The 19,830-nt window shown below is 65.2% G+C and carries 14 protein-coding genes; 5 read left to right on the top strand and 9 right to left on the bottom strand.

Features of this window, described 5'->3' with window-relative positions; translation table 11 throughout:
• Positions 1 to 157: 157 nt before the first annotated feature.
• Positions 158 to 916, bottom strand: coding sequence for a class I SAM-dependent methyltransferase (locus DEM26_RS11795; RefSeq protein WP_075774501.1), 759 nt, complete (start codon positions 914 to 916; stop codon positions 158 to 160).
• 62 nt (positions 917 to 978) lie between these two features.
• On the opposite strand from DEM26_RS11795, the gene gloB reads away from it, so the two are divergent.
• The gene (gene gloB, locus DEM26_RS11800) at positions 979 to 1,749 is read left to right on the top strand and encodes a hydroxyacylglutathione hydrolase (protein ID WP_075774500.1); all 771 of its coding nucleotides are present in this window, start codon (positions 979 to 981) and stop codon (positions 1,747 to 1,749) included.
• 3 nt (positions 1,750 to 1,752) lie between these two features.
• On the opposite strand, the gene DEM26_RS11805 is transcribed toward gloB, so the two are convergent.
• The 3 genes from DEM26_RS11805 to DEM26_RS11815 form a co-directional block, all read right to left on the bottom strand.
• Positions 1,753 to 2,385, bottom strand: coding sequence for a LysE family translocator (locus tag DEM26_RS11805; RefSeq protein WP_109172460.1), 633 nt, complete (start codon positions 2,383 to 2,385; stop codon positions 1,753 to 1,755).
• A 62-nt stretch (positions 2,386 to 2,447) separates the two neighbouring features.
• Entirely contained in the window at positions 2,448 to 4,205 is a 1,758-nt protein-coding gene (locus DEM26_RS11810; protein WP_109172461.1) for a tetratricopeptide repeat-containing sulfotransferase family protein, read from the bottom strand.
• A gap of 173 nt (positions 4,206 to 4,378) precedes the next feature.
• Positions 4,379 to 6,172, bottom strand: coding sequence for a sulfotransferase (locus DEM26_RS11815; protein WP_158275118.1), 1,794 nt, complete (start codon positions 6,170 to 6,172; stop codon positions 4,379 to 4,381).
• A gap of 203 nt (positions 6,173 to 6,375) precedes the next feature.
• Here DEM26_RS11815 and DEM26_RS11820 point away from each other — a divergent pair, with 203 nt between their 5' ends.
• From DEM26_RS11820 to DEM26_RS11830, 3 genes are all read left to right on the top strand, one after another.
• On the top strand, positions 6,376 to 7,764 hold the full coding sequence (locus DEM26_RS11820; protein WP_109172463.1) for an HPP family protein: 1,389 nt from the start codon (positions 6,376 to 6,378) through the stop codon (positions 7,762 to 7,764).
• A gap of 261 nt (positions 7,765 to 8,025) precedes the next feature.
• Entirely contained in the window at positions 8,026 to 10,344 is a 2,319-nt protein-coding gene (gene clpA / locus DEM26_RS11825) for an ATP-dependent Clp protease ATP-binding subunit ClpA (protein WP_088718894.1), read from the top strand.
• Positions 10,345 to 10,400: 56 nt separating this feature from the next.
• Complete coding sequence (locus tag DEM26_RS11830) at positions 10,401 to 11,324, top strand: M23 family metallopeptidase (protein ID WP_233243086.1); 924 nt, start codon at positions 10,401 to 10,403, stop codon at positions 11,322 to 11,324.
• A 3-nt stretch (positions 11,325 to 11,327) separates the two neighbouring features.
• Here DEM26_RS11830 and DEM26_RS11835 read toward each other — a convergent pair whose 3' ends face one another.
• The gene (locus DEM26_RS11835; RefSeq protein ID WP_109172465.1) at positions 11,328 to 13,208 is read right to left on the bottom strand and encodes a cation:proton antiporter; all 1,881 of its coding nucleotides are present in this window, start codon (positions 13,206 to 13,208) and stop codon (positions 11,328 to 11,330) included.
• A gap of 275 nt (positions 13,209 to 13,483) precedes the next feature.
• Here DEM26_RS11835 and DEM26_RS11840 point away from each other — a divergent pair, with 275 nt between their 5' ends.
• Entirely contained in the window at positions 13,484 to 15,049 is a 1,566-nt protein-coding gene (locus DEM26_RS11840; RefSeq protein WP_109172466.1) for a DEAD/DEAH box helicase, read from the top strand.
• 126 nt (positions 15,050 to 15,175) lie between these two features.
• Here DEM26_RS11840 and DEM26_RS11845 read toward each other — a convergent pair whose 3' ends face one another.
• The 4 genes from DEM26_RS11845 to nuoN are packed head-to-tail and all read right to left on the bottom strand — an operon-like array spanning position 15,176 to position 19,820.
• Positions 15,176 to 16,798: a ribonuclease J gene (locus DEM26_RS11845; RefSeq protein ID WP_109172467.1), complete on the bottom strand. Its 1,623-nt coding sequence runs from the start codon at positions 16,796 to 16,798 to the stop codon at positions 15,176 to 15,178.
• Between the two features lie 47 nt (positions 16,799 to 16,845).
• Positions 16,846 to 17,622, bottom strand: a complete 777-nt coding sequence (locus DEM26_RS11850; protein ID WP_075774490.1) for a type III pantothenate kinase — start codon at positions 17,620 to 17,622, stop codon at positions 16,846 to 16,848.
• Positions 17,623 to 17,638: 16 nt separating this feature from the next.
• Entirely contained in the window at positions 17,639 to 18,391 is a 753-nt protein-coding gene (locus DEM26_RS11855) for a biotin--[acetyl-CoA-carboxylase] ligase (protein ID WP_255415027.1), read from the bottom strand.
• The gene (gene nuoN / locus DEM26_RS11860) at positions 18,381 to 19,820 is read right to left on the bottom strand and encodes an NADH-quinone oxidoreductase subunit NuoN (protein ID WP_075774488.1); all 1,440 of its coding nucleotides are present in this window, start codon (positions 19,818 to 19,820) and stop codon (positions 18,381 to 18,383) included. Before nuoN ends, DEM26_RS11855 begins: the two co-directional genes overlap by 11 nt.
• Positions 19,821 to 19,830 lie beyond the last annotated feature (10 nt).

Here is a 19,830-nt window from a genome sequence, read left to right on the forward strand (position 1 = left end):
GGATCGCTGTGCGGAAGTGATTCACCTCAATGCGCGTTGGTTGTCGGATAATTATTCCGCACCTGCGTCGGGGGACCGAGAGTTGCGCCCCGGGGCGGTACTCGAACCTGAGTGTTGCGCGGCGACGTTCTGCCGCGCGCGAGGCGTTAACTCTCGCTCAAACCGGGTCCGTCGCCGGCTTCACCGCCCCTTCGAGAATCGAAAGCGGCTTGCGCACGCGCGCGCCCAGACCTGAATCGCGGCGCGCATGGACTTGCTTGGAGACCTCGAGCATCACCACCCCGGCGGCCAGCACGCCGGCGGCCTTGGTGCCCACGCGTTCCCACATAGCGGCCGAGCGCAGCCAGAAGCGGCGATGGCTCGGCGGGATATAGAGCGCACCGGTATGACGTTCGGGCACGAAGCCGGAACGGCGCGCGAGCTGGTCGAGCTGCCCCAGAGTGTAGGGCTTGCCGAAGCCGAAGGGCGTGGCTTCGCGCGGCGCCCAGAGCCCGGCCCGGTTCGGAACGATGAACATCGCCCTGCCCCCCGGGCCCAGCACCCGCCAGCATTCCTGCATCAGGGCCTCGGAATTGTCCGAGGTCTCCAGCCCATGCATCACGATCAGCCGATCCACCCGGCCCGTCTCCAGCGGCCAGCGCGCCTCGTCGCACAGGACAGAAACATTGGGCATGCCCGCTGGCCACGGCATCACGCCCTGCTCTGCCGGCATCAAGCCGATCACCCGGCGCGCGGGCTCCAGGTAAGGACGCAGCAGCGGCACCGCGAAGCCGTAGCCCGCCACCGTGAGCCCCGCCATCTGCGGCCCCGTCGCGGGCCACATCGAAACAACCCGGTCCCGGATTGCCCGCTGCGCCGCGCGGCCTAGCTGCGTCCGGTAGTAGAAATTCCGCAGGTCGAGTACGTCGAGATGCATTGCGCCTTTCGCTTCCTTCGGCTTAGCTATGTTCCAAGATAATCAAAGCGGTAGAAAACACCATGGCCGTTGAGCTTCTCATCATTCCCTGCCTCTCCGACAACTATGCCTATGTCGTGCATGAGGCGGCGACGGACACAACCACCGTGATCGACGTTCCAGAAGCGCCTCCGATCCTGAAGGCGCTGAACGAACGGGGCTGGAAAGCGAATCTCATCCTGCTGACACATCACCACGCCGATCACATCGACGGCGTTCAGGCGTTGTCGGCGGCGACGGGGGCGAAAATCGTCGGTGCCAAGGCGGATGCGCATCGCCTGCCCAAGCTCGATCAGGAGGTCTCGCCGGGCGAGAAACTCGCGATCGGGATGGAGCATGTCGAAATTCTTGCCGCTGACGGCCACACGGTCGGCCATATCGCATATTACTTCCCCGAAGGCGGCCTGCTGTTCTCCGGCGACAGCCTGATGAGCTGGGGCTGCGGAAGGCTCTTCGAAGGCTCGGCGCAACAGATGTTCGACACGCTGAGCCGGTTCTGCGAACTGCCCGACGATACACTGGTCTGTTCGGGGCACGAATATACCGAGGCGAACGGTCGCTTTGCGCTCTCGATCGAGCCGGAGAATCCGAACCTTCTTGCGCGGATGGAAGATGTTCGCGCCACCCGCGCCCAGTCCCGGCCCACCGTTCCGGTCGAACTGGCACTCGAGAAGACCACCAACCCGTTCCTGCGCGGCACCGATCCGCAACTGCGCGACGCGCTCGGCCTGCCCGAGAGCGCGTCACCCGTCGAGGTTTTCACCGAAGCCCGCGCCCGCAAGGACCGGTTCTGAACCTCACCGCCGCGCATCGCGCAACACGCTCAGCGCCAACGCGGCGAGCACCGTCCCCATCGCCCAGCATTGCACCCGCATCCAGAGCGGGCGCGTCGCGAGGAACCGGGCCATTGCGCCTGCGCCGATCACGATGGCGACATTCACGCTCACCGAGATCACGATCTGCACCGCGCCAAGCGCCAGAGATTGCGCCAGCACCGATCCGGCTGCGGGGTCGATGAATTGCGGCAGCAGCGACAGATACATCACCGCGATCTTGGGATTGAGCAGGTTCGTGACGAACCCCATCAAGAACAGCTTGCGCGGCCCGTCGACCAGCAACTCGCGCGTCTCGAAGGCAGAGCGCCCGCCCGGTCGCACGGCCTGCCATGCCAGCCAGAACAGATAGAGCGCCCCGGCAATCCGCAGCGCGTCAAAGGCATAAGGCACGGCAAGAACGACTGCGGTGATCCCGAAGGCGGCACAGAGCATGTAAAAGACGAAGCCCAATGCCACCCCGCCCAGCGAGATCAGCCCCGCGCGCCGCCCTTGGCAGATCGTGCGTGAGACGAGATAGATCATGTTCGGACCGGGGCTCAGCACCATCGCAAGCGCCACGGCACCGAAAGCGAGCATATGTGAGAGTTCGGGCATGGCGGAACTTTCCGTTGGGTGCGGTCAGCTTAGCGAGCCTTCCTCACGCCACAAGCCCGCGCTTAGTCTAGCTTCGCGAAAGCGGCCTCCAGATAGGGCGCATATTTCTCCCATGCCTGCGAACTGCCCTTGTAGATGGGCTTGCGCACCTGCGTGTCCGATGTCGTCGCGACCGTGCGGGCGTTGTCCTGCGGGCGCAGGCAGGCGTCTTCCCAGCGCAGCCCGAGCGCATCGATCAGCGCGCGGCTGCGCGCCTCGGGGGCTTCCGTCAGCGCCTCGTAGTCGCAATCGACGACCGCCCCGGGCTGCACCGCCCAATGCGCCATCAGATCGCGATAGAGCCCGTGATAGGCCACGAGATCGTCCAGATCATGTGCGTAGCCATTGCCCGTGCTGGAAAAGAAGTTGCGATAGATCGACCAGAGCGTCGCGCGCGGATCGCGATGGACATGCACGATTAATGCGCGCGGAAACAGCGCCCGGATCGCTCCGATCCAGCGGAAATTGAGCGGCATCTTGTCGGTCACGAACGGCTTGCCACCGGCCAGCCTGGTGAGCGTCTCGTAATAGGCGGAACGTATCCGCCCCGCCTCCCGGCTAAGCGCCTCCGGGTCGCTCCAGTCGAGCGCACTCATCTCGCGATCGAGCGTGGCGATCTCATCTCCGGGCGCGACCTGACTGTGCTGGGTGACGATCTGCTCGACCAGCGTCGTGCCCGAGCGCGGAAGGCCCAGCAGGAAGATCGGCACCGGTGCGGCCTTGTCGGTCTCTGTCTCAGGGATTGGCGGATGGGGCGCGGCAAAACGCTCGCGCAGCTGCGCAAAGAGCTTGCGATCCTGCGCGATGTCATAGCCCAGTTCAGCCTTGCGCCGCGCATTGGCCGACTGCCAGAGCGCGAAGGCCCGCTCCGTCCCGCCCACGTCGTGCATCGCCTTGGCGAGCGCGAATTCGAGCAGCATCAGGTCATGCTCGGAATGCGCCTCCGCCGCGACCTGCGCCTCGAGTTGCGAAAGCAGTGGATCGTCCGGCGCGAAGCCATGCAGGCGAGAGAAATTCCACCACGCCTCGGCATAGCTCGGATCGGCTGCGAGCGCCGCCTCGAACCGCGTCCGTGCCCCGGCGATGTCGCCTTCGGCGAGTAGAATGTTGCCAAGGTTGTTCAACGCGAAGACATGGCGCGGGTCGGGCGACCGCGCTTGTGCGGCCCCAGACATCGCATCGCCAGTGAGCTTATCGTCCGCTACGGCCTCCAGCGCCGCCTCGAACCGTTTGCGCGCCTCGATCTCGCGGCCGAGCGCGAGGAAGGCATTGCCCTGATTGTTCAGCGCCACGGGGTCACCCGGGCGCAGCGCCAATACGCGGTCGAACGACGCGATCGCGTCTTCGAAGCGCCCCAGTTCCATCAGTTCATTGCCCAGGTTGCCGTGGGTGTCGGCGTGATCGCGCCGCAGGGAGATCAGGTGGCGATAGGTCTCGGCTGCAGCGTCGTGATCGCCCAGGGCCCCCTCCCCCGCAGCTTTTAATTCGAGCAAGAGGATGGCCTCCGGAAACTCTGTCAGCGCCCGTTTCGTCTGCTGGACGAGCTCGCGGTTGCGCCCCGTCTGCATCAACCCCATCAACTGCTGCAGCAGCGCGCGCGGCGACCCCGCGGCCGGTATCGCCTTGCTGACCTGCGCGAGCGCTTCTAGCCCCGCCTTGGCGCGCTTGTTGCCCGGAAAACGGCCGAGCACGTCACGGTAAAGCGCCTCGGCCTGCCGGTATTCCCCGCGCTTGGCATGGCCACGTGCGGCGAGCAGCATCTTGTCAACGGACCCGGCCATCGGCTCTCCTTCGCGAAATCGACCCGACCATAGCGAGCCGCCGCGCGATGACAAGCACGGCAGCAGCGCCACCGGGAGGGGCGCCGACAAACGGGAACGAAGACCGTCCGAACGGAACGCTCAGCGAAATGCGCCCGCAGAGGAGCGGGCGCAGTTAGGCCGAAGACCGAACATCAGTCGAGCTTCGCGAATGCCGCCTCCAGATACGGGGCGTATTTCTCCCACGCCTGCGAGCTGCCCTTGTAGATCGGTTTGACCACCTGATCGCGCGATGCGGTGCGGGCGATGCGCTTGTTGTCCTGCGGGCGAAGGCAAGCCTCGTCGAAGGGCAATTCGAGATAGTCGAGCAGCGCGCGAATTTCGGCCTCCGGATCTTCCACCAGACGCTCGTAGTTCAGGTCGTAAATCGTCTCGGCGAAGAGCGATTTCCAATGCGCCATCAGGTCCTGATGCAACGCCCGATAAGCCACCAGATCATCGAGGCTATGCGCGTAGGCGTTGCCATCGGAGCCGAAATTCAACCGATAGATCGACCAGATCACCGCGCGCGGATCGCGCTGAAGATGGATGATCTTTGCTTTGGGGAACAGCGCCCGGATCGCCCCGACCCAGCGGAAGTTGAGCGGCATCTTGTCAGTCACGAAAGGCGCGCCTTTGGCGTGCGCGCGCAGAACCTCGCGATATTCGGCACGGATCTCCTCGGCCTTCGCGCGGAAGTCCTCTGGATTCGACCAGTCGATCTGGGACAATGGGCTGCCGAGTTCGATCAACTCGCCGCCCGGCGCGACCATCGGATGGGCGCTCACGATCTGTTCGCTCAGCGTCGTGCCGGAGCGCGGCAGGCCGACGATGAAGATCGGGTCCGGGCCATCTTGCGCGACGTCGGGAATGGCTGCAGGCACGGCCGGGAAGGCCTGCTCGATCTGCGCGAACAGCGTCTCGTCCTGTTCGATCGTGTAGCCCAGCAGCTCTTTGCGACGCGCATTGCCGCGTGCATAGAAAGCGAAGGATTTGTCGATGTCGCCGATATCCTCATAGGCTTTGCCCAGGGCGAATTCGTATCGGACCCGTTCCCTCTCCGTGTGATGCGGTGCCTCAAGCAGACCTTCAAGGCGTGCGACGAGAGGATCGCCTTCGGAAATACGCGTCGCCATAATCAGCGACGCCAGCGCTTCGGTATGGTCGGGATTGATTGCGAGCGCACGCTTGTAATAGTCGATCGCACCCGGCTTGTCGCCGAGATCGCGTCGCACGTCGCCCATCGTCGTCAAGGCGCGGAAATTGTCGGGCAACTTCGCAAGAACTTCCAACAGATGAGGCTCGGCCTCTTGCGCTTTATGGCTCAGGACGAGCACGTTGGCGAGGTTCAGCTGTGCCTCGACAAAATCGGGCGCGGCCTCATGGGCGGCGCGATACATCTCGAGCGCCTCGCTTTGCTCACCCGCGCGGCGCTTGGCGTTACCGATATTGTTGAGCGCAACCGGGTCGCCTGGGCGCAATTCCAGAACGCGCTCGAATTCGACCACGGCTTCGTCGTCACGATTCAGCGCCATCAACTCGTTGCCGTAGCTGCCGTGAGCATCGGGCGCGTCGGGAAACATACCTACCAGTTCGCGAAAGAGCGCCGCGGCCCCCTCGTGATCGCCCAGGGTCGAGAGCGCCGCGGCCCGCACTTCCATCGCGGCAGGGGCGCGCGGGAATTGCTTGAGGACACGGGCGGCGGCTTCGGCGGCCTCGCGATCGCGGCCCGCTTTCTTCAAGCCGAAGAGCTGGTCGATCACCGGGCGCGGCGGGTTCACCGGGCGGCTCGCGCGCGATTGCGCGATCTCGGCCAGCCCGGCCTGCGCGCGCTTGTTGCCGGGAAATCGCGCGAGAACCTCGCGATAGAGCGCCTCGGCCTCCGCGAAAGCTCCGCTTTTTGCATGGGTCTTCGCCGCGCGCAGCGTCTTGTCTATCGGTCCGGCCATCGCGCTCTCCCCGTTTTTCGTCCTGCCTGAGAATTCGCGCCCGACCATAGACGCGCCGCGCCTGATGGCAAGATGCCAGACGGGCTTCGGGGAGCGTTCAGCCCTGAGATGGCGTTCCCGCCGCCCGGCCTCTCGCCGCCCCCGCGCTTGCATCCGCGCGTGGCAGGCGCGATACCTGTCGCGAATTCAAACCCAGCGAACCGATGCCGATCTCACGCCTGCCCAAGAATGTCCGCCGCCAGCTGCGCCGCTTCGGCCCCTCCATGGGGCGTAGGCCCGCGGTCGACATCCTGCGCGGCGCGGTGGGCGCTGGAGTGGCGATCCTCGTCGTGACCTTCATCGTGGCCACCCTGCCCCATTCACGACAGGCCGGGATCTATCTCGTGTCCAGCTTCGCCTCGATGGCGGTTCTCCTGTTCGTTCTGCCGAACTCGCCGCTGGCGCAGCCGTGGTCCGCGATGATGGGGATGATGATCTCCGCCGTGGTGCCGGTCGCGGTGCTGATGGTGACCCCTCCACCCTATGCGGACGGGCTCGCAGTGGGCGGGTCGATCGCGGCGATGATGGCCGCGCGCGCGCTGCATCCGCCAGCCGCCGGGATCGCGCTGCTCGTGATCTTGGAACACGAGGCGGGGCGGCGTCTCGGCTTCGATTTCGCGATCTTCCCGATCGCGGTGATGACGGTGCTGATGATCGGGTTCGCAATGGTCTGGAACCGGCTCTTCGGCATTTCCTACCCGACGCGCCCTCTCGCCTATTCCCCGGCCCATGTCGGACGTGCGCGCGGCCCGGCCCGCTCGCTCAGTCAGCGCGACCTGTCGAACCTGCTGGTCGAGTTCAACCAGTCGGCCAACATGGACCCCGCCGATCTGGCGCGGCTCATGGCGGTGGCCGAACACCGCGCCGCCGAGTCGCTTCTGGCCGACACGCATGTGCGCGATCTGATGACGCAGAACCCGGTGACCGTCAGCCCCGAAGCGCCGCTGTCCGAGATCGTGCGCAAGATGACCGCGCTCAACGTCCACACCCTGCCGGTGGTCGACAATTCGGGATACTATCTGGGCGTGGTCGATCAGCATGACGCGCTCGAAGAGCTGTTCAAGGAGTTCGACATCCTGCGCCGCCCCCTGCGGTTCCGCGCCGCCCCGCCCGAGGCCGAGGTGCGCGCGATCTTCCATACCGATATCGAGACCGTCGAGGGCGACACGCCGGTGGGCCAATTGCTCGAACGGCTGGCCCGACGCGAGGCGCGGGTCGTGCCCGTGACCGAAAGCGGGCGGCTCGTCGGCATCCTGACCCGGACCGACATCATCGCGCTGCTGCTGGAACATTCGCCAGCCGCCCATTCCGAGGCGGAGCTCGAGGAGGAAGGCGACGAGGACGAGGAGGACGCCCCCAAGAAAAGAGAGGATGCTTCCTCGGGAACGAGAGCCACCAAGCGCCCCGGCGAGGCGCCCGCATCCAAGGGCAAAACCGACCCCGAAGACGCCGAACTGGCGGCGGAACTGCACCAAAGTGCTGCGCGCCGCCCGCCAGTCCACGAGGACACGCAGCACGACACCGCGCAAAGCCGCGCCGAGTCGCCCAAGTAACCGTCAGGGCGCTTGAACCCGCGAAAACCCTCCCCATATGGGAGAGGTCAAACGCAACTCCCCTAGATATTGCGCGCCTCATCGGTATCCCTGCACCGTCGCGCCCGCTAAATGATCGTTTTTTCCGTACGAATCGGAGTCCGATCGGTTTTTGGGCATGAAAAGACTTGAAGCGCGACGAATTCCACCGAACTTTAATCTTATAGGGCAACACTAGGCTGGGTATCCTCCCGCGCCGCCCTTCGAGGAAAGGAGCAGATAATGCCGTCGTTTTCCAATACGCTCGAACAGGCAATCCACGGGGCGCTGGCGCTCGCCAATGCCCGAAAGCATGAACTCGCGACGCTAGAACACCTGCTCCTCGCCTTGATCGACGAGCCGGACGCCGCGCGGGTGATGAAGGCCTGCGCCGTCGATACCGACGAATTGCGCCAGACCCTGGTGGAGTTCATCGATGATGAACTGTCCACCCTCGTGACCGAAATCGAAGGCTCGGAAGCCGTGCCGACCGCCGCCTTCCAGCGCGTGATCCAGCGCGCGGCCATCCATGTCCAAAGCTCGGGCCGCTCGGAAGTGACCGGGGCGAATGTGCTCGTCGCGATCTTCGCCGAGCGCGAAAGCAACGCCGCCTACTTCCTGCAAGAGCAGGACATGACCCGCTACGACGCGGTGAACTTCATCGCGCATGGCGTGGCGAAGGATCCGGAGTTTGGCGAAACGCGCCCGGTGTCGGGTGCCGAGGAAGAGGCCAAGGCCGAAGGGGCGACCCAGGCCGAAGCCAAGGATTCCGCGCTCGAGAAATACTGCGTGAACCTCAATGCGAAGTCCGAGAAAGGCGATGTCGACCCGCTGATCGGGCGCGAGCATGAGGTCGAGCGCTGCATTCAGGTCCTCTGCCGCCGCCGCAAGAACAACCCGCTTCTGGTGGGCGATCCCGGCGTGGGCAAGACCGCGATCGCGGAAGGCCTCGCGCTGAAGATCACCCGCGGGGAGACCCCGGAAATTCTCGCCAATTCGACGATCTACTCGCTGGATATGGGCGCACTGCTCGCCGGCACCCGCTATCGCGGTGACTTCGAAGAGCGCCTGAAGGCCGTGGTGAAGGAGCTTGAAGAGCATCCCGACGCGATCCTCTTCATCGATGAGATCCACACCGTGATCGGTGCGGGCGCGACCTCGGGTGGTGCCATGGATGCCTCGAACCTCCTGAAGCCCGCGCTTCAGGGCGGCAAGCTGCGCACCATGGGCTCTACCACCTACAAGGAGTTCCGCCAGCACTTCGAAAAGGACCGCGCGCTGAGCCGCCGGTTCCAGAAGATCGACGTGAACGAGCCCTCGGTGCCGGACTCCATCAAGATCCTGATGGGTCTGAAGCCCTATTTCGAGAAGCACCACGACATCCGCTACACCAACGACGCCATCAAGACGGCGGTGGAACTGTCGGCGCGCTATGTCCATGACCGCAAGCTGCCCGACAAGGCGATCGACGTGATCGACGAGGCGGGCGCGGCCCAACATCTCGTGGCCGAAAGCAAGCGGCGCAAGACCATCGGTCCGAAAGAGATCGAGGCGGTCGTCGCCAAGATCGCGCGGATCCCGCCGAAATCGGTCTCGAAAGACGATGCCGAAGTGCTCAAGGATCTCGAGAAGTCCCTCAAGCGCGTCGTGTTCGGCCAGGACAAGGCGATCGAGACGCTGTCCTCCGCGATCAAGTTGGCCCGTGCGGGTCTGCGCGAGCCGGAGAAGCCGATCGGCAACTACCTCTTCGCGGGTCCGACCGGTGTCGGCAAGACCGAGGTCGCCAAGCAGCTCGCCGATACGCTCGGCGTGGAACTGATGCGCTTCGACATGTCGGAATACATGGAGAAGCACGCGGTCTCGCGCCTGATCGGTGCGCCTCCGGGCTATGTCGGCTTCGATCAGGGGGGCATGCTGACCGACAGCGTCGACCAGCACCCGCATTGCGTGCTGCTGCTCGACGAGATCGAAAAGGCCCACCCGGATGTCTACAACATCCTGCTGCAGGTGATGGATCACGGGAAGCTCACCGACCATAATGGCCGGACCGTCGACTTCCGCAACGTGATCCTGATCATGACCTCGAATGCGGGCGCCGCCGAACAGGCGAAGACCGCAATCGGCTTTGGGCGCGATCGGCGCGAAGGCGAGGATATGGCCGCGATCGAGCGGACCTTCACGCCCGAGTTCCGCAACCGTCTGGACGCGGTGGTCAGCTTCGCGCCGCTACCGCGCGAGGTGATCTTGCAGGTGGTCGACAAGTTCGTGCTGCAACTCGAAGCGCAGCTCATCGACCGCAACGTCCATATCGAGCTCACCCCGGCCGCCGCTAATTGGCTCGCCGAGAAGGGCTACGATGACAAGATGGGCGCGCGTCCGCTGGGCCGGGTCATTCAGGAGCATATCAAGAAGCCGCTCGCCGAAGAGCTGCTCTTCGGCAAGCTCACGAAGGGCGGTGTCGCCAAGGTCTCGATCAAGGACGACAAGATCGTCATCAAGGTCGAGGAACCGGGCAAAAAGCGGATCTCCGGCTCCAAGCCGCGCCTGCTGACCGCCGAATGATCTAGGCCGTGCTCCGCGCGGTAGTGATAAGCCTTCTCGTCCCGGCCATGCCCTGCATGGCCGGGACTTTTCTATTTGACGCGCCGACGCTGCAAATGCCGGTCGACTGCACCCTTGGCCAGGATTGCTACATCCAGAATTACGTCGACCGCGACCCCGGTCCCGGCGCGCGCGATGCGGGTTGCGGCGGGCTGACCTATGACGGCCACAAGGGCACCGATTTCGCGCTCCTGACCGAAGCGCAGATGCAGGAGGGCGTGAAGGTGATCGCCGCCGCGCCGGGCCGGGTCGTCGCCACCCGCGACGGAGAGCCCGACGGGGCTTATGTCAGCGGACGAACGGTCGCGGGCAAGGAATGCGGCAACGGGATCGTCATCGATCTAGGACGCGGCTGGCAGACTCAGTATTGCCATCTGCGCGAAGGCTCGATTTCCGTTGCACGTGGCGCGCGGGTCGAGGCGGGCACCCCGCTCGGCCTCGTCGGCCAATCGGGTCAGGCGGAATTCCCGCATCTGCATCTGTCGCTGCGCCATGAGGGCACGGTCGTTGATCCCTTCGACCCTGAGATGCAGGACACCTGCGCGGCTGCCGCATCGCAGAGTCTCTGGTCCGATCCTTTCCCCTACACACCAAGCGGCTGGCTCGCGACCGGGTTCACCGCCGCACCGCCGCGCTTCAACGCGATCCTCGCCGGCGACCCCCTGCCGCCGCCCCGCGAAACCGGACCCGCCCTCATCTTCTGGGGCTACGGCTTCGGACTGCGTGCGGGAGACACGATCAGTTTCGAGATCACCGGCCCGGATGGGATCAGCATCAGTACGACCAGCGAGGTCGACGCACCCAAGGCCCGGTTCTTCCGCTATGTCGGCAAAAAGACCCCGCCTTACGGCTGGCCCAAAGGTCCCTACGCGGGCCAGATCGCGCTGCGCCGCGACGGCGCGGTGATCGCCCGTCGATCAGCCACCGCCCGGATCGAATGAACCTCAAGGGATCCGCGCGGCGGGGCCCGGCTGGCCCGAGGGTTTCTCCCCGGCCTTGGCCTTCTGCGCGGTCTCTTCCTCGAAGGCCTCGGGCGGCAGCAGCGAGATGATCCGCCCGCCCGGCTCGACCTTCATTTCGGCCGGGTCGATCACGAAGCGAAGGTCACCGCTCTTCGCCACGACCATCACGGGCTTCGCCTTGGGTCGCTTCTCGCGCCACCGGGCCAGCGTGTATTCCTCGGTGATCCGGGTCACGCGGAAGCGCCAGCCCTCGGCGAGCAGTGTCTCCCACCCCTCGAGCGTGCGCCCCTCACCAAAGCGGCGCCCACCGAGCTGCGTCGGCAGCGCGTGGCGTTCGCGATCGTCCTTCTGGCGCGGCACCTGCCAGACCTTGTCGCGGCCCAGCTCGGGCGCGAGATCGGTCGCGACAAGCGTGTTATAGGCGTCGTTGTCGGTCGCGGCGAGCAGGGTCGAATAAGCCATCAGCTCGACCTTGTCCTCCGCCGCCTCGCCCAGAATGTCGCCGTAGAAAGTCTTGAGCCCATTGGCGCGGGGCCGGATCAGATGCGCATGGTTCGGATCGGTGATCAGCACCGGCACCTCGGCCTTGTTCAGCGTCTCGGCCAGCGCCGACGTGAAGCGCGAGCCGCCCACGATCAGCAGCCCCGGCTTGTCGGCATTGGCCAGTCCCAGCTTCCGCGCCAGCGGCGCCAAGGTGAAGCCGTGCACGATCACAGTCACCAGCACCAGTACGAAGGCCAGCGGCCCGATGCGCAGCCCGTCGGCCACCCCGATCTCGGCCAGACGCTGACCGAAAAGGCCCGCAACCGCCACGAGCACCACCCCGCGCGGGCCGGTGAAGGCGATCAGCAGGCGCTCGTTGCGCGGCAGGCCCGTCCCTATCAGCGAAATCAGCACCGTCATCGGGCGGGCCACCAGCACCACCAGGACGACGAACAACAGCGCGTGCCAGTCGAGGGCGGCCAGCTGGTCGATCTCGATATTCGCGGCGAGCAGGATGAACACGCCCGAGACCAGAAGCACCGTCGCATGCTCCTTGAACCGGCGCAGCTCCTCGTAGGAGGGCAAATCGGCATTTCCGATCACCAGCCCCATCACCGTCACTGCGAGCAGCCCGCTTTCATGCAGCACGTAATCGGTCACCGCGAAGGTCGCCAAAAGGGTCGCGAACAGCACCGGGACTTTCATGAATTCCGGCACCCATCCGCGCGAGAAGCTGCGCGCGATGCCCCAGCCGACCGCGCCGCCGATCGCCGCGGCAAAGCCGATCCCGAGCGCGAGATGCCAGACCGCCTCGCCCATCGGCAGGTTGGAGCGCAGCGTGAAAACCACCTCGAAGGCCAGAACCGCCGCCAGCGCGCCGATCGGGTCGTTCACGATGGCTTCCCATTGCAGCAGCCGTGCGGGGCGGCGGGCGAGTTTCGCCGTGCGCAGAAGCGGCGCGATCACCGTCGGGCCGGTAACGACCATGATGCCGCCGAAGACCGCCGCGCTTTCCCAACTCAGCCCCGCGCCCCAGACGAGCGCGAGTGCCGAGAGAAACCAGCCAAGCGGCGCGCCGATGAAGACAAGCCGCCTGACCCCGGTTTTCGCGTCGCCCAGACGGTGAAAATCCAGCGAGAACCCGCCCTCGAACAGGATCACCGCCACCGCGAGCGCGATCAACGGGCTCAGCAGCTCACCGAAGTCGCGGCTCGGGTTCAAAAGCCCGGTCGCTGGACCCGCAATAAGCCCTGCGACCAGCATGATCACGATGGCCGGAAGGCGCATCCGCCATGCCAGCCATTGCGCGCCGACACCGCAAACACCTACCAGCGCAAAGGCCAATACCGGGCCGAGACCCGCCGATTCCGCGACTGCCATATCTGTCCCTCGTCACACTTCGGGATCAAACCCCGTTCAGAAGGTCAGGTTCCGTGCCCCTTTGCAAGAGCCCCTTGCCATAGGAGCGTCCCGCCCGCCGGTTAGTGGCCCTACCCTGAAAAGATTGACCTTTGCGTCGCAATCCGGTACGCCGCAGCCAAGCTCCGTAATCCGGCGGGGCTCTTCCTGGGCGCCCGGTTCCTCAAGCGCCCGATAGCGGCCCCGCCCGATGCGGGTCGCGACAGGACGCGATTAAAGGTAAACCAAGGATACCCATGACGAAATTCACCGATCTGAAGCTGGACCCGAAGGTCCTTTCCGCCGTTGTCGACGCTGGCTACGAAGAGCCGACGCCCATTCAGGCTGGCGCCATTCCGCCCGCACTTGAGGGCAAGGACGTGCTCGGCATCGCGCAGACCGGCACCGGCAAGACCGCCAGCTTCACCCTGCCGATGCTGACGCTGCTGCGTCGGGGCCGCGCCCGCGCCCGGATGCCGCGCTCGCTCGTGCTGTGCCCGACGCGCGAATTGGCAGCGCAGGTCGCCGAGAACTTCGACCTCTACGCCAAGAACACCAAGCTCACCCGCGCGCTGCTGATCGGCGGCGTATCGTTCGGAGAGCAGGACAAGCTGATCGACAAGGGCGTCGACGTGCTGATCGCGACGCCGGGCCGCCTGCTCGACCATTTCGAGCGCGGCAAGCTGATCCTGACCGACGTGAAGGTCATGGTCGTGGACGAGGCCGACCGGATGCTCGACATGGGGTTCATCCCCGATATCGAACGCATCTTCCAGCTGACGCCCTTCACGCGCCAAACTCTGTTCTTCTCGGCCACGATGGCGCCCGAGATCGAGCGGATCACCAACACCTTCCTGCATGCGCCGGTGCGCATCGAAGTGGCGCGTCAGGCGACGACGGGCGCGAATATCACCCAGAAGCTGATCGAGATCGAACCGGCGCGCCGCGACCAGACCGCGAAAGCCAAACGCGAATTGCTGCGCGCGGTGATCGAGGCCGAGGGCGAGGCCTGCACCAATGCGATCGTCTTCTGCAACCGCAAGGTCGACGTGGATATCGTTGCGAAAAGCCTGCAGAAATACGGCTTCGACGCGGCCCCGATCCATGGCGATCTCGACCAGAGCCAGCGCACGCGCACGCTCGAGAGTTTCCGCGATGGCAAGCTGAAGCTGCTGATTGCCTCTGACGTCGCCGCGCGCGGCCTCGACGTGCCTTCGGTGAGCCACGTGTTCAACTACGACCTGCCGATGCATGCCGAGGACTATGTCCACCGGATCGGCCGCACCGGTCGCGCGGGCCGCAAGGGCACGGCGATCTCGATCGCGGTCCCCTCGGACGAGAAATTCCTCGGCCAGATCGAAAGCCTCGTCGAGCAGGAAATCCCGCGCGCCGAGCCGCCGGAAGGGTTCGAGCTGTCCGAAGGTGCGAAGCAGCCCGCGCGCAAGCGCGAGGACTCCAAGGGCGGTCGTTCGCGTGGCGGGCGCAGCCGCGATCGCGGCGGGCGTGGCTCGAAACGCGAGCGCAGCGAAGAGACGCAGCAACCGCAGATCGCCGCGCCGCAAGAGCAAAAAGAAGTTCCCAAGACCGAGGCTCAACCCGAAGAGGCTCGCAGCGAGCCCCAGGAGACCGCGAGCGCGCCGAAATCGCAGCCCCGCGATCAGGGTAATGACGAAGGCAACGCACGCCGCTCCCGCGGGGGCCGCAACCGTCGCGAGCGTGAGAACGAAGTGGTGGGCATGGGCGACCACGTCCCGGACTTCCTCACCGTTTCCTTCCGCCCCGGCGCGATCGAAGAGACCGCCGAGGACAGCGCGGACAGCTGACGCTTTCGTATTGGTAAAAGTATCCCCGCCGGAGGCGTCCTCCGGCGGGGTTTTTCTTTGTCTCTGAGGATGGAGCGATGCCCTACCCGTTCGCGAGTCCGCGCCATTGACGGCGCGGACTCGCGCTCACTCGGTCAGACGGCTCGTGACGACGATCACTTCGGGCTTCTTGCCAATCTCTTCCATCGCGACCTGACGGGCGATACGGCGCAGGCCCTCGTCCAGCTTGTCGTCATTGCTCAGGATCTTGACCGGCGCGCGCTCAAGATATTCGGTCATCTCGTCCTCGATCGTCTCGGCCAGCGGCGCGCCGGAGCGGCCCAGTTTCGGCAAGCCGTTCAGCTCGACCCAGGGCTCGCCCAGCGGCTGGTCCTGCTCGTCGAGGATCACCGTCACGAGGCACAAGCCGTTCAGCGCCATGCGCATCCGGTCGCGCACCACGCCGTCCAACGCGCCGATCTGCACCGAACCGTCGAGATAGGTGCGGCCCGCTTCGATATATTCGACGACTTTCGGCACCTCGCCGGTCAGGTCGATCATCGTGCCGTTCGTCGCGACTTCCGACGCGATGCCCTTGTCCGCGGCCAGCTTCGCATGTTCGCGCAGGTGGCGATGCTCGCCATGCATCGGGATCAGCATCTTCGGCGCGATCAGTTCGTGCACCGCTTCAAGATCGGGGCGGTTGGCGTGGCCCGAGACGTGATAGAGCCCGCCGTGATCGTCTACCACGTCGACTCCCATCTCGGAGAAGGCGTTCATGATCCGGATCACGCCGCGCTCGTTGCCCGGGATCGTCTTCGAGGAGAACAGGAACGTGTCCCCCTCCTTCATCTCGAGCCCCAGGTACTTGCCGCGGCTCAGCTGGGCCGAGGCAGCGCGTCGTTCGCCCTGGGAGCCGGTCACGATCAGCATCAGGTTCTGGCGCGGCACGTCAGTCGCCTCTTCCGCCGAGATCGTGCCGGGCATGCCTTTCAGCACGCCGGTTTCCTCGGCGACCGAGACCATGCGCTTCATCGCACGCCCCAGCAGGCAGACTGACCGACCCGCGGCTTTGCCCGCTTCGGCAAGCGTCTTCAGGCGCGCCACGTTCGAGGCGAAGGTGGTCGCGACGACCATGCCGGTCTGCGCGCGGATGAGTTCCGAGATCGGCTCGGCCAAAGTGGCCTCCGAGCGGCCCGGCAGCGGGGAGAAGACGTTTGTGGAATCGCTCACCAGAACCTTCACGCCTTCGCCTTCCTTGGCAATGGCATGCCACATTTCGGGGTCGAAGGGCTCGCCGACGATCGGGTTGCCGTCGAGCTTGAAGTCGCCCGTATGCACGACGCGGCCCGCAGGTGTGTCGATGATGAGGCCGGAGCTTTCGGGGATCGAATGCGAGATCGGAACGAATTGCACCTTGAACGGGCCGGCCTCGATCACCTTCGGGCGCGGCTCGACGATCTGGATCGTCTCGGGCGGGATGCCCGCCTCTTCCAGCTTCAGCTGGCCGATCCGACCGGTGAAAGCGCGCGCGTAGACCGGCTTGCGCAGCTTGTTCCAGACATGCGGCAGCGCGCCGATGTGGTCCTCATGCGCGTGGGTGATGAAGATCGCGTCGATGCGGTCGGCATTCGCTTCCAGCCATTCGAGATCGGCGAAGATCAGGTCGACGCCGGGCGTGCCGTCCATATCCGGGAAAGTCACGCCCAGATCGACAACGATCAGCCGCTCTTTCCCCTCTGGGCCGTAGCCGTAGACATAGGCGTTCATGCCGATTTCGCCGGCACCGCCGAGGGGGAGGTAGATCAGTCTGTCACTCACGCGGGAAGGTCCTTGTTATAGTCGTTGAGGAGGCGAAGGCCGTGCATGGTAAGGTCGTATTCCACACTGTCAAACAGGTCGAACCCCTGACTGAACAGCTCTGCCAGACCGCCGGTCGCGATGACTTTCATCGGTCGGTCCCGCTCGAGCCGGATTTGGCGCACGACGCCTTCGACGAGGCCGATATAGCCCCAGAAAACGCCCGATTGGATACAGGCGACGGTGTTGGTGCCGATCGCCTTCTCGGGCATCGTCACATCGACATGAGGTAGGGCGGCCGCGGAGGCGTGCAACGCCTCGAGCGACAGGTTGACGCCGGGTGCGATCACCCCGCCGATATAGGCCCCGTCGGAGGCGACCACGTCGAAAGTGGTCGCAGTACCGAAATCGACGACGACGATATCGCCGCCATGCCGGTCATAGCCCGCAACCGTGTTCACGAGGCGATCCGGCCCGACGGTCGTGCCCGGATCGACGCGGGGCTCCACCGGCAGGCGGCATTCGGGCTTGCCGACGACCAACGGGCGGCAGTTGAAGTAACGGTTAGACAGAACCCGCAGGTTGAAGACCACCCGCGGCACAGTCGAGGAGATGATGACCTCGGTGATCGCGCCTGCGATCTCCTGCACGCGCATCATGCCCGACAGCCAGAGGAAATATTCGTCCGCAGTTCGCTGGTGATTGGTTTCCATCCGCCAAGTGGCGATGAAATCCGTCCCGTTCCAGACCGAGAAGACGGTGTTGGTGTTGCCGCAGTCGATGCAGAGAAGCATGGCTCCCCCCTTCCGCTCAGAAAAAGATATCCGCCGCCGAGATGGCACGGCGGCCCTCGGGCGTCGTCAGGATCAGCGCGCCGGTCTGGTCAATCGTCTCGAAGGTGCCGCGATAGGTTTCGCCGCCGACGCGTGCGGTGATTTCTTCGCCCAGACGCGCCGCCCGCGCGAGCCACGCATTGCGGATCGCGTCGAAGCCGTAATCGCGGAACTGTCGATCATAATGATCGAAGGCCTGCGCCAGCATCGGCAGGAAGTCGACCGGAGCGATCTGCATCCCGGTCTCGCCCAGCAGGCTGACCGGCGCCATCGCCTCGGGCTCGATCTCGGACCGCTCGGGGGCCACTGCGAGGTTCACGCCGATGCCAACCGCGATTGTCTCTGCGCCCTGCAGGCTCTCGAGCAGGATGCCCGCGACTTTGCCGCCGTTCAGCAGCACGTCATTGGGCCATTTGATGGTCAGCCGCGCATGCGGTCCCGCGACATGCGCGAGCGCGGCCTCCAACGCGAGTGCCGCGACGAAGGAATAGAGCGCGGCATGAGCCAGCCCGCCTTCGGGCCGCATCACCAGAGTCGCCGAGAAATTGCCGGATGGCGCGCGCCACGCCCGCCCGCGCCTGCCGCGCGCGGCGGTCTGCTCATGCGCGAAGATCCAGGCTGAACCGGAGAGGCCCGGCGCTAGCCGGGCCGCTTCATCCATGGTGCTATCGACCGAGGGCAGGACGTGTCGCGCCACGCCCTCGGGCCAGTCATCGCGCTCAGTTGACAAGAGCCGCCGCCGCAGCCTGGGCCGCGCCCTCGATGCCGAAGAGGTTGAAGATGCCGATCAGCATCGCCAGCGCCGAAACCACCAGAAGGCCCCACTGGATCGCGGGCATCCGATTGTCGAGCGGATCCGTCTCCTTGCCGAAATACATGTAGAACACGATCCGCAGGTAGTAGAAGGCCGCCACAACCGACGCGATCACGCCCAGCAGCACGAGCCAGATATAGCCCGCATGCAGCGCCGCTTCGAGCACCGCAAACTTGGCGAAAAAGCCCAGCATCGGCGGCACACCGGCGAGGGAGAACAGCAGCACCAGCATCGCCAACGCCTTGACCGGGGCCTGACGGGCGTATTGATTGAGCGCCTTGAGTTCGGTCACCGGCTGGCCGTCACGCTCCATCGAAAGCATGAAGGCGAAGACGCCGACATTCATCGTCACGTAGATCGCCATGTAGGTCAGCATCGATTGCACACCCTCGACCGTGCCCGCCGAGAGGCCCAGCAACACGTAGCCCATATGGGTGATCGAGGAATAGGCCATCAGGCGCTTGATGTTCGACTGACCGATCGCCGCGACCGAGCCCCAGACCATCGACAGGCCCGCGAGCAGCGCGAGGATCTGGCCCCACTCCGCCGGCACCTGGCCGAAGGCGTCGAAGACGAGACGGGCGATCAGCGCCATCGCGGCGATCTTCGGCGCCGTTGCGAAGAAGGCGGTGACCGGCGTGGGCGAGCCCTCGTAGACGTCGGGCGTCCACATGTGGAACGGCACTGCCGAGACCTTGAAGGCGAGACCGGCGATCAGGAAGACCATGCCGAACAGTAGGCCGATCGGCAGGTGACCGGCTTGCACGACCCCGATGATGCCCGCGAATTGCGTGGTGCCCGCGAAGCCGTAGGTCAGCGAAGCGCCGTAGAGCAGGATGCCCGAGGACAGCGCGCCAAGGACGAAATACTTCAGACCCGCTTCCGAGCTCTTCTCGCTCTCGCGGCGCAGCGCGGCCACGATGTAGAGCGCGAGCGATTGCAGCTCGAGCCCCATGTAGAGCGACATGAGGTTGCCCGCCGAAACCATCATCATCATGCCGATGACGGCCAGCGTCGCGAGGATCGGGTATTCGAAGCGCAGCAGGCCGCGGCGCTGCATGTAATCGGTGCCCATCGCGAGCACCAGCGCGGCCGCGATCAGGATCATCACCTTGGTGAAGCGCGAGAACGCGTCGTCGATGAAGAGGCCGCCGAAGGCCTCATGCGAGCCCACCTCGGCCAGGCCGATCCAGGCCGCGATCACCAGCATGACGCCGGAGGTGATCCACAGCAGCGTCGGCGCAAGCTTGTCCTTGCCGAACCACACACCCGCGAGCAGGGCCACCATCGCGTAGACGGCGAGCAAAAACTCCGGAAGGACGATCGAGAAATCCGCAGAAGTCATCCCTCAGCTC

It is taken from the genome of Thioclava sp. NG1 (assembly GCF_003122275.1).
Classification (GTDB): domain Bacteria; phylum Pseudomonadota; class Alphaproteobacteria; order Rhodobacterales; family Rhodobacteraceae; genus Thioclava; species Thioclava nitratireducens.

Bases quoted from the DNA above. Each gene is read 5' to 3' on its own strand.
- DEM26_RS11795 (WP_075774501.1), bottom strand. From the start codon at position 916: ATGCATCTCGACGTACTCGACCTGCGGAATTTCTACTACCGGACGCAG.
- gloB (WP_075774500.1), top strand. From the start codon at position 979: ATGGCCGTTGAGCTTCTCATCATTCCCTGCCTCTCCGACAACTATGCC.
- DEM26_RS11805 (WP_109172460.1), bottom strand. From the start codon at position 2,385: ATGCCCGAACTCTCACATATGCTCGCTTTCGGTGCCGTGGCGCTTGCG.
- DEM26_RS11810 (WP_109172461.1), bottom strand. From the start codon at position 4,205: ATGGCCGGGTCCGTTGACAAGATGCTGCTCGCCGCACGTGGCCATGCC.
- DEM26_RS11815 (WP_158275118.1), bottom strand. From the start codon at position 6,172: ATGGCCGGACCGATAGACAAGACGCTGCGCGCGGCGAAGACCCATGCA.
- DEM26_RS11820 (WP_109172463.1), top strand. From the start codon at position 6,376: ATGCCGATCTCACGCCTGCCCAAGAATGTCCGCCGCCAGCTGCGCCGC.
- clpA (WP_088718894.1), top strand. From the start codon at position 8,026: ATGCCGTCGTTTTCCAATACGCTCGAACAGGCAATCCACGGGGCGCTG.
- DEM26_RS11830 (WP_233243086.1), top strand. From the start codon at position 10,401: ATGGCCGGGACTTTTCTATTTGACGCGCCGACGCTGCAAATGCCGGTC.
- DEM26_RS11835 (WP_109172465.1), bottom strand. From the start codon at position 13,208: ATGGCAGTCGCGGAATCGGCGGGTCTCGGCCCGGTATTGGCCTTTGCG.
- DEM26_RS11840 (WP_109172466.1), top strand. From the start codon at position 13,484: ATGACGAAATTCACCGATCTGAAGCTGGACCCGAAGGTCCTTTCCGCC.
- DEM26_RS11845 (WP_109172467.1), bottom strand. From the start codon at position 16,798: ATGAACGCCTATGTCTACGGCTACGGCCCAGAGGGGAAAGAGCGGCTG.
- DEM26_RS11850 (WP_075774490.1), bottom strand. From the start codon at position 17,622: ATGCTTCTCTGCATCGACTGCGGCAACACCAACACCGTCTTCTCGGTC.
- nuoN (WP_075774488.1), bottom strand. From the start codon at position 19,820: ATGACTTCTGCGGATTTCTCGATCGTCCTTCCGGAGTTTTTGCTCGCC.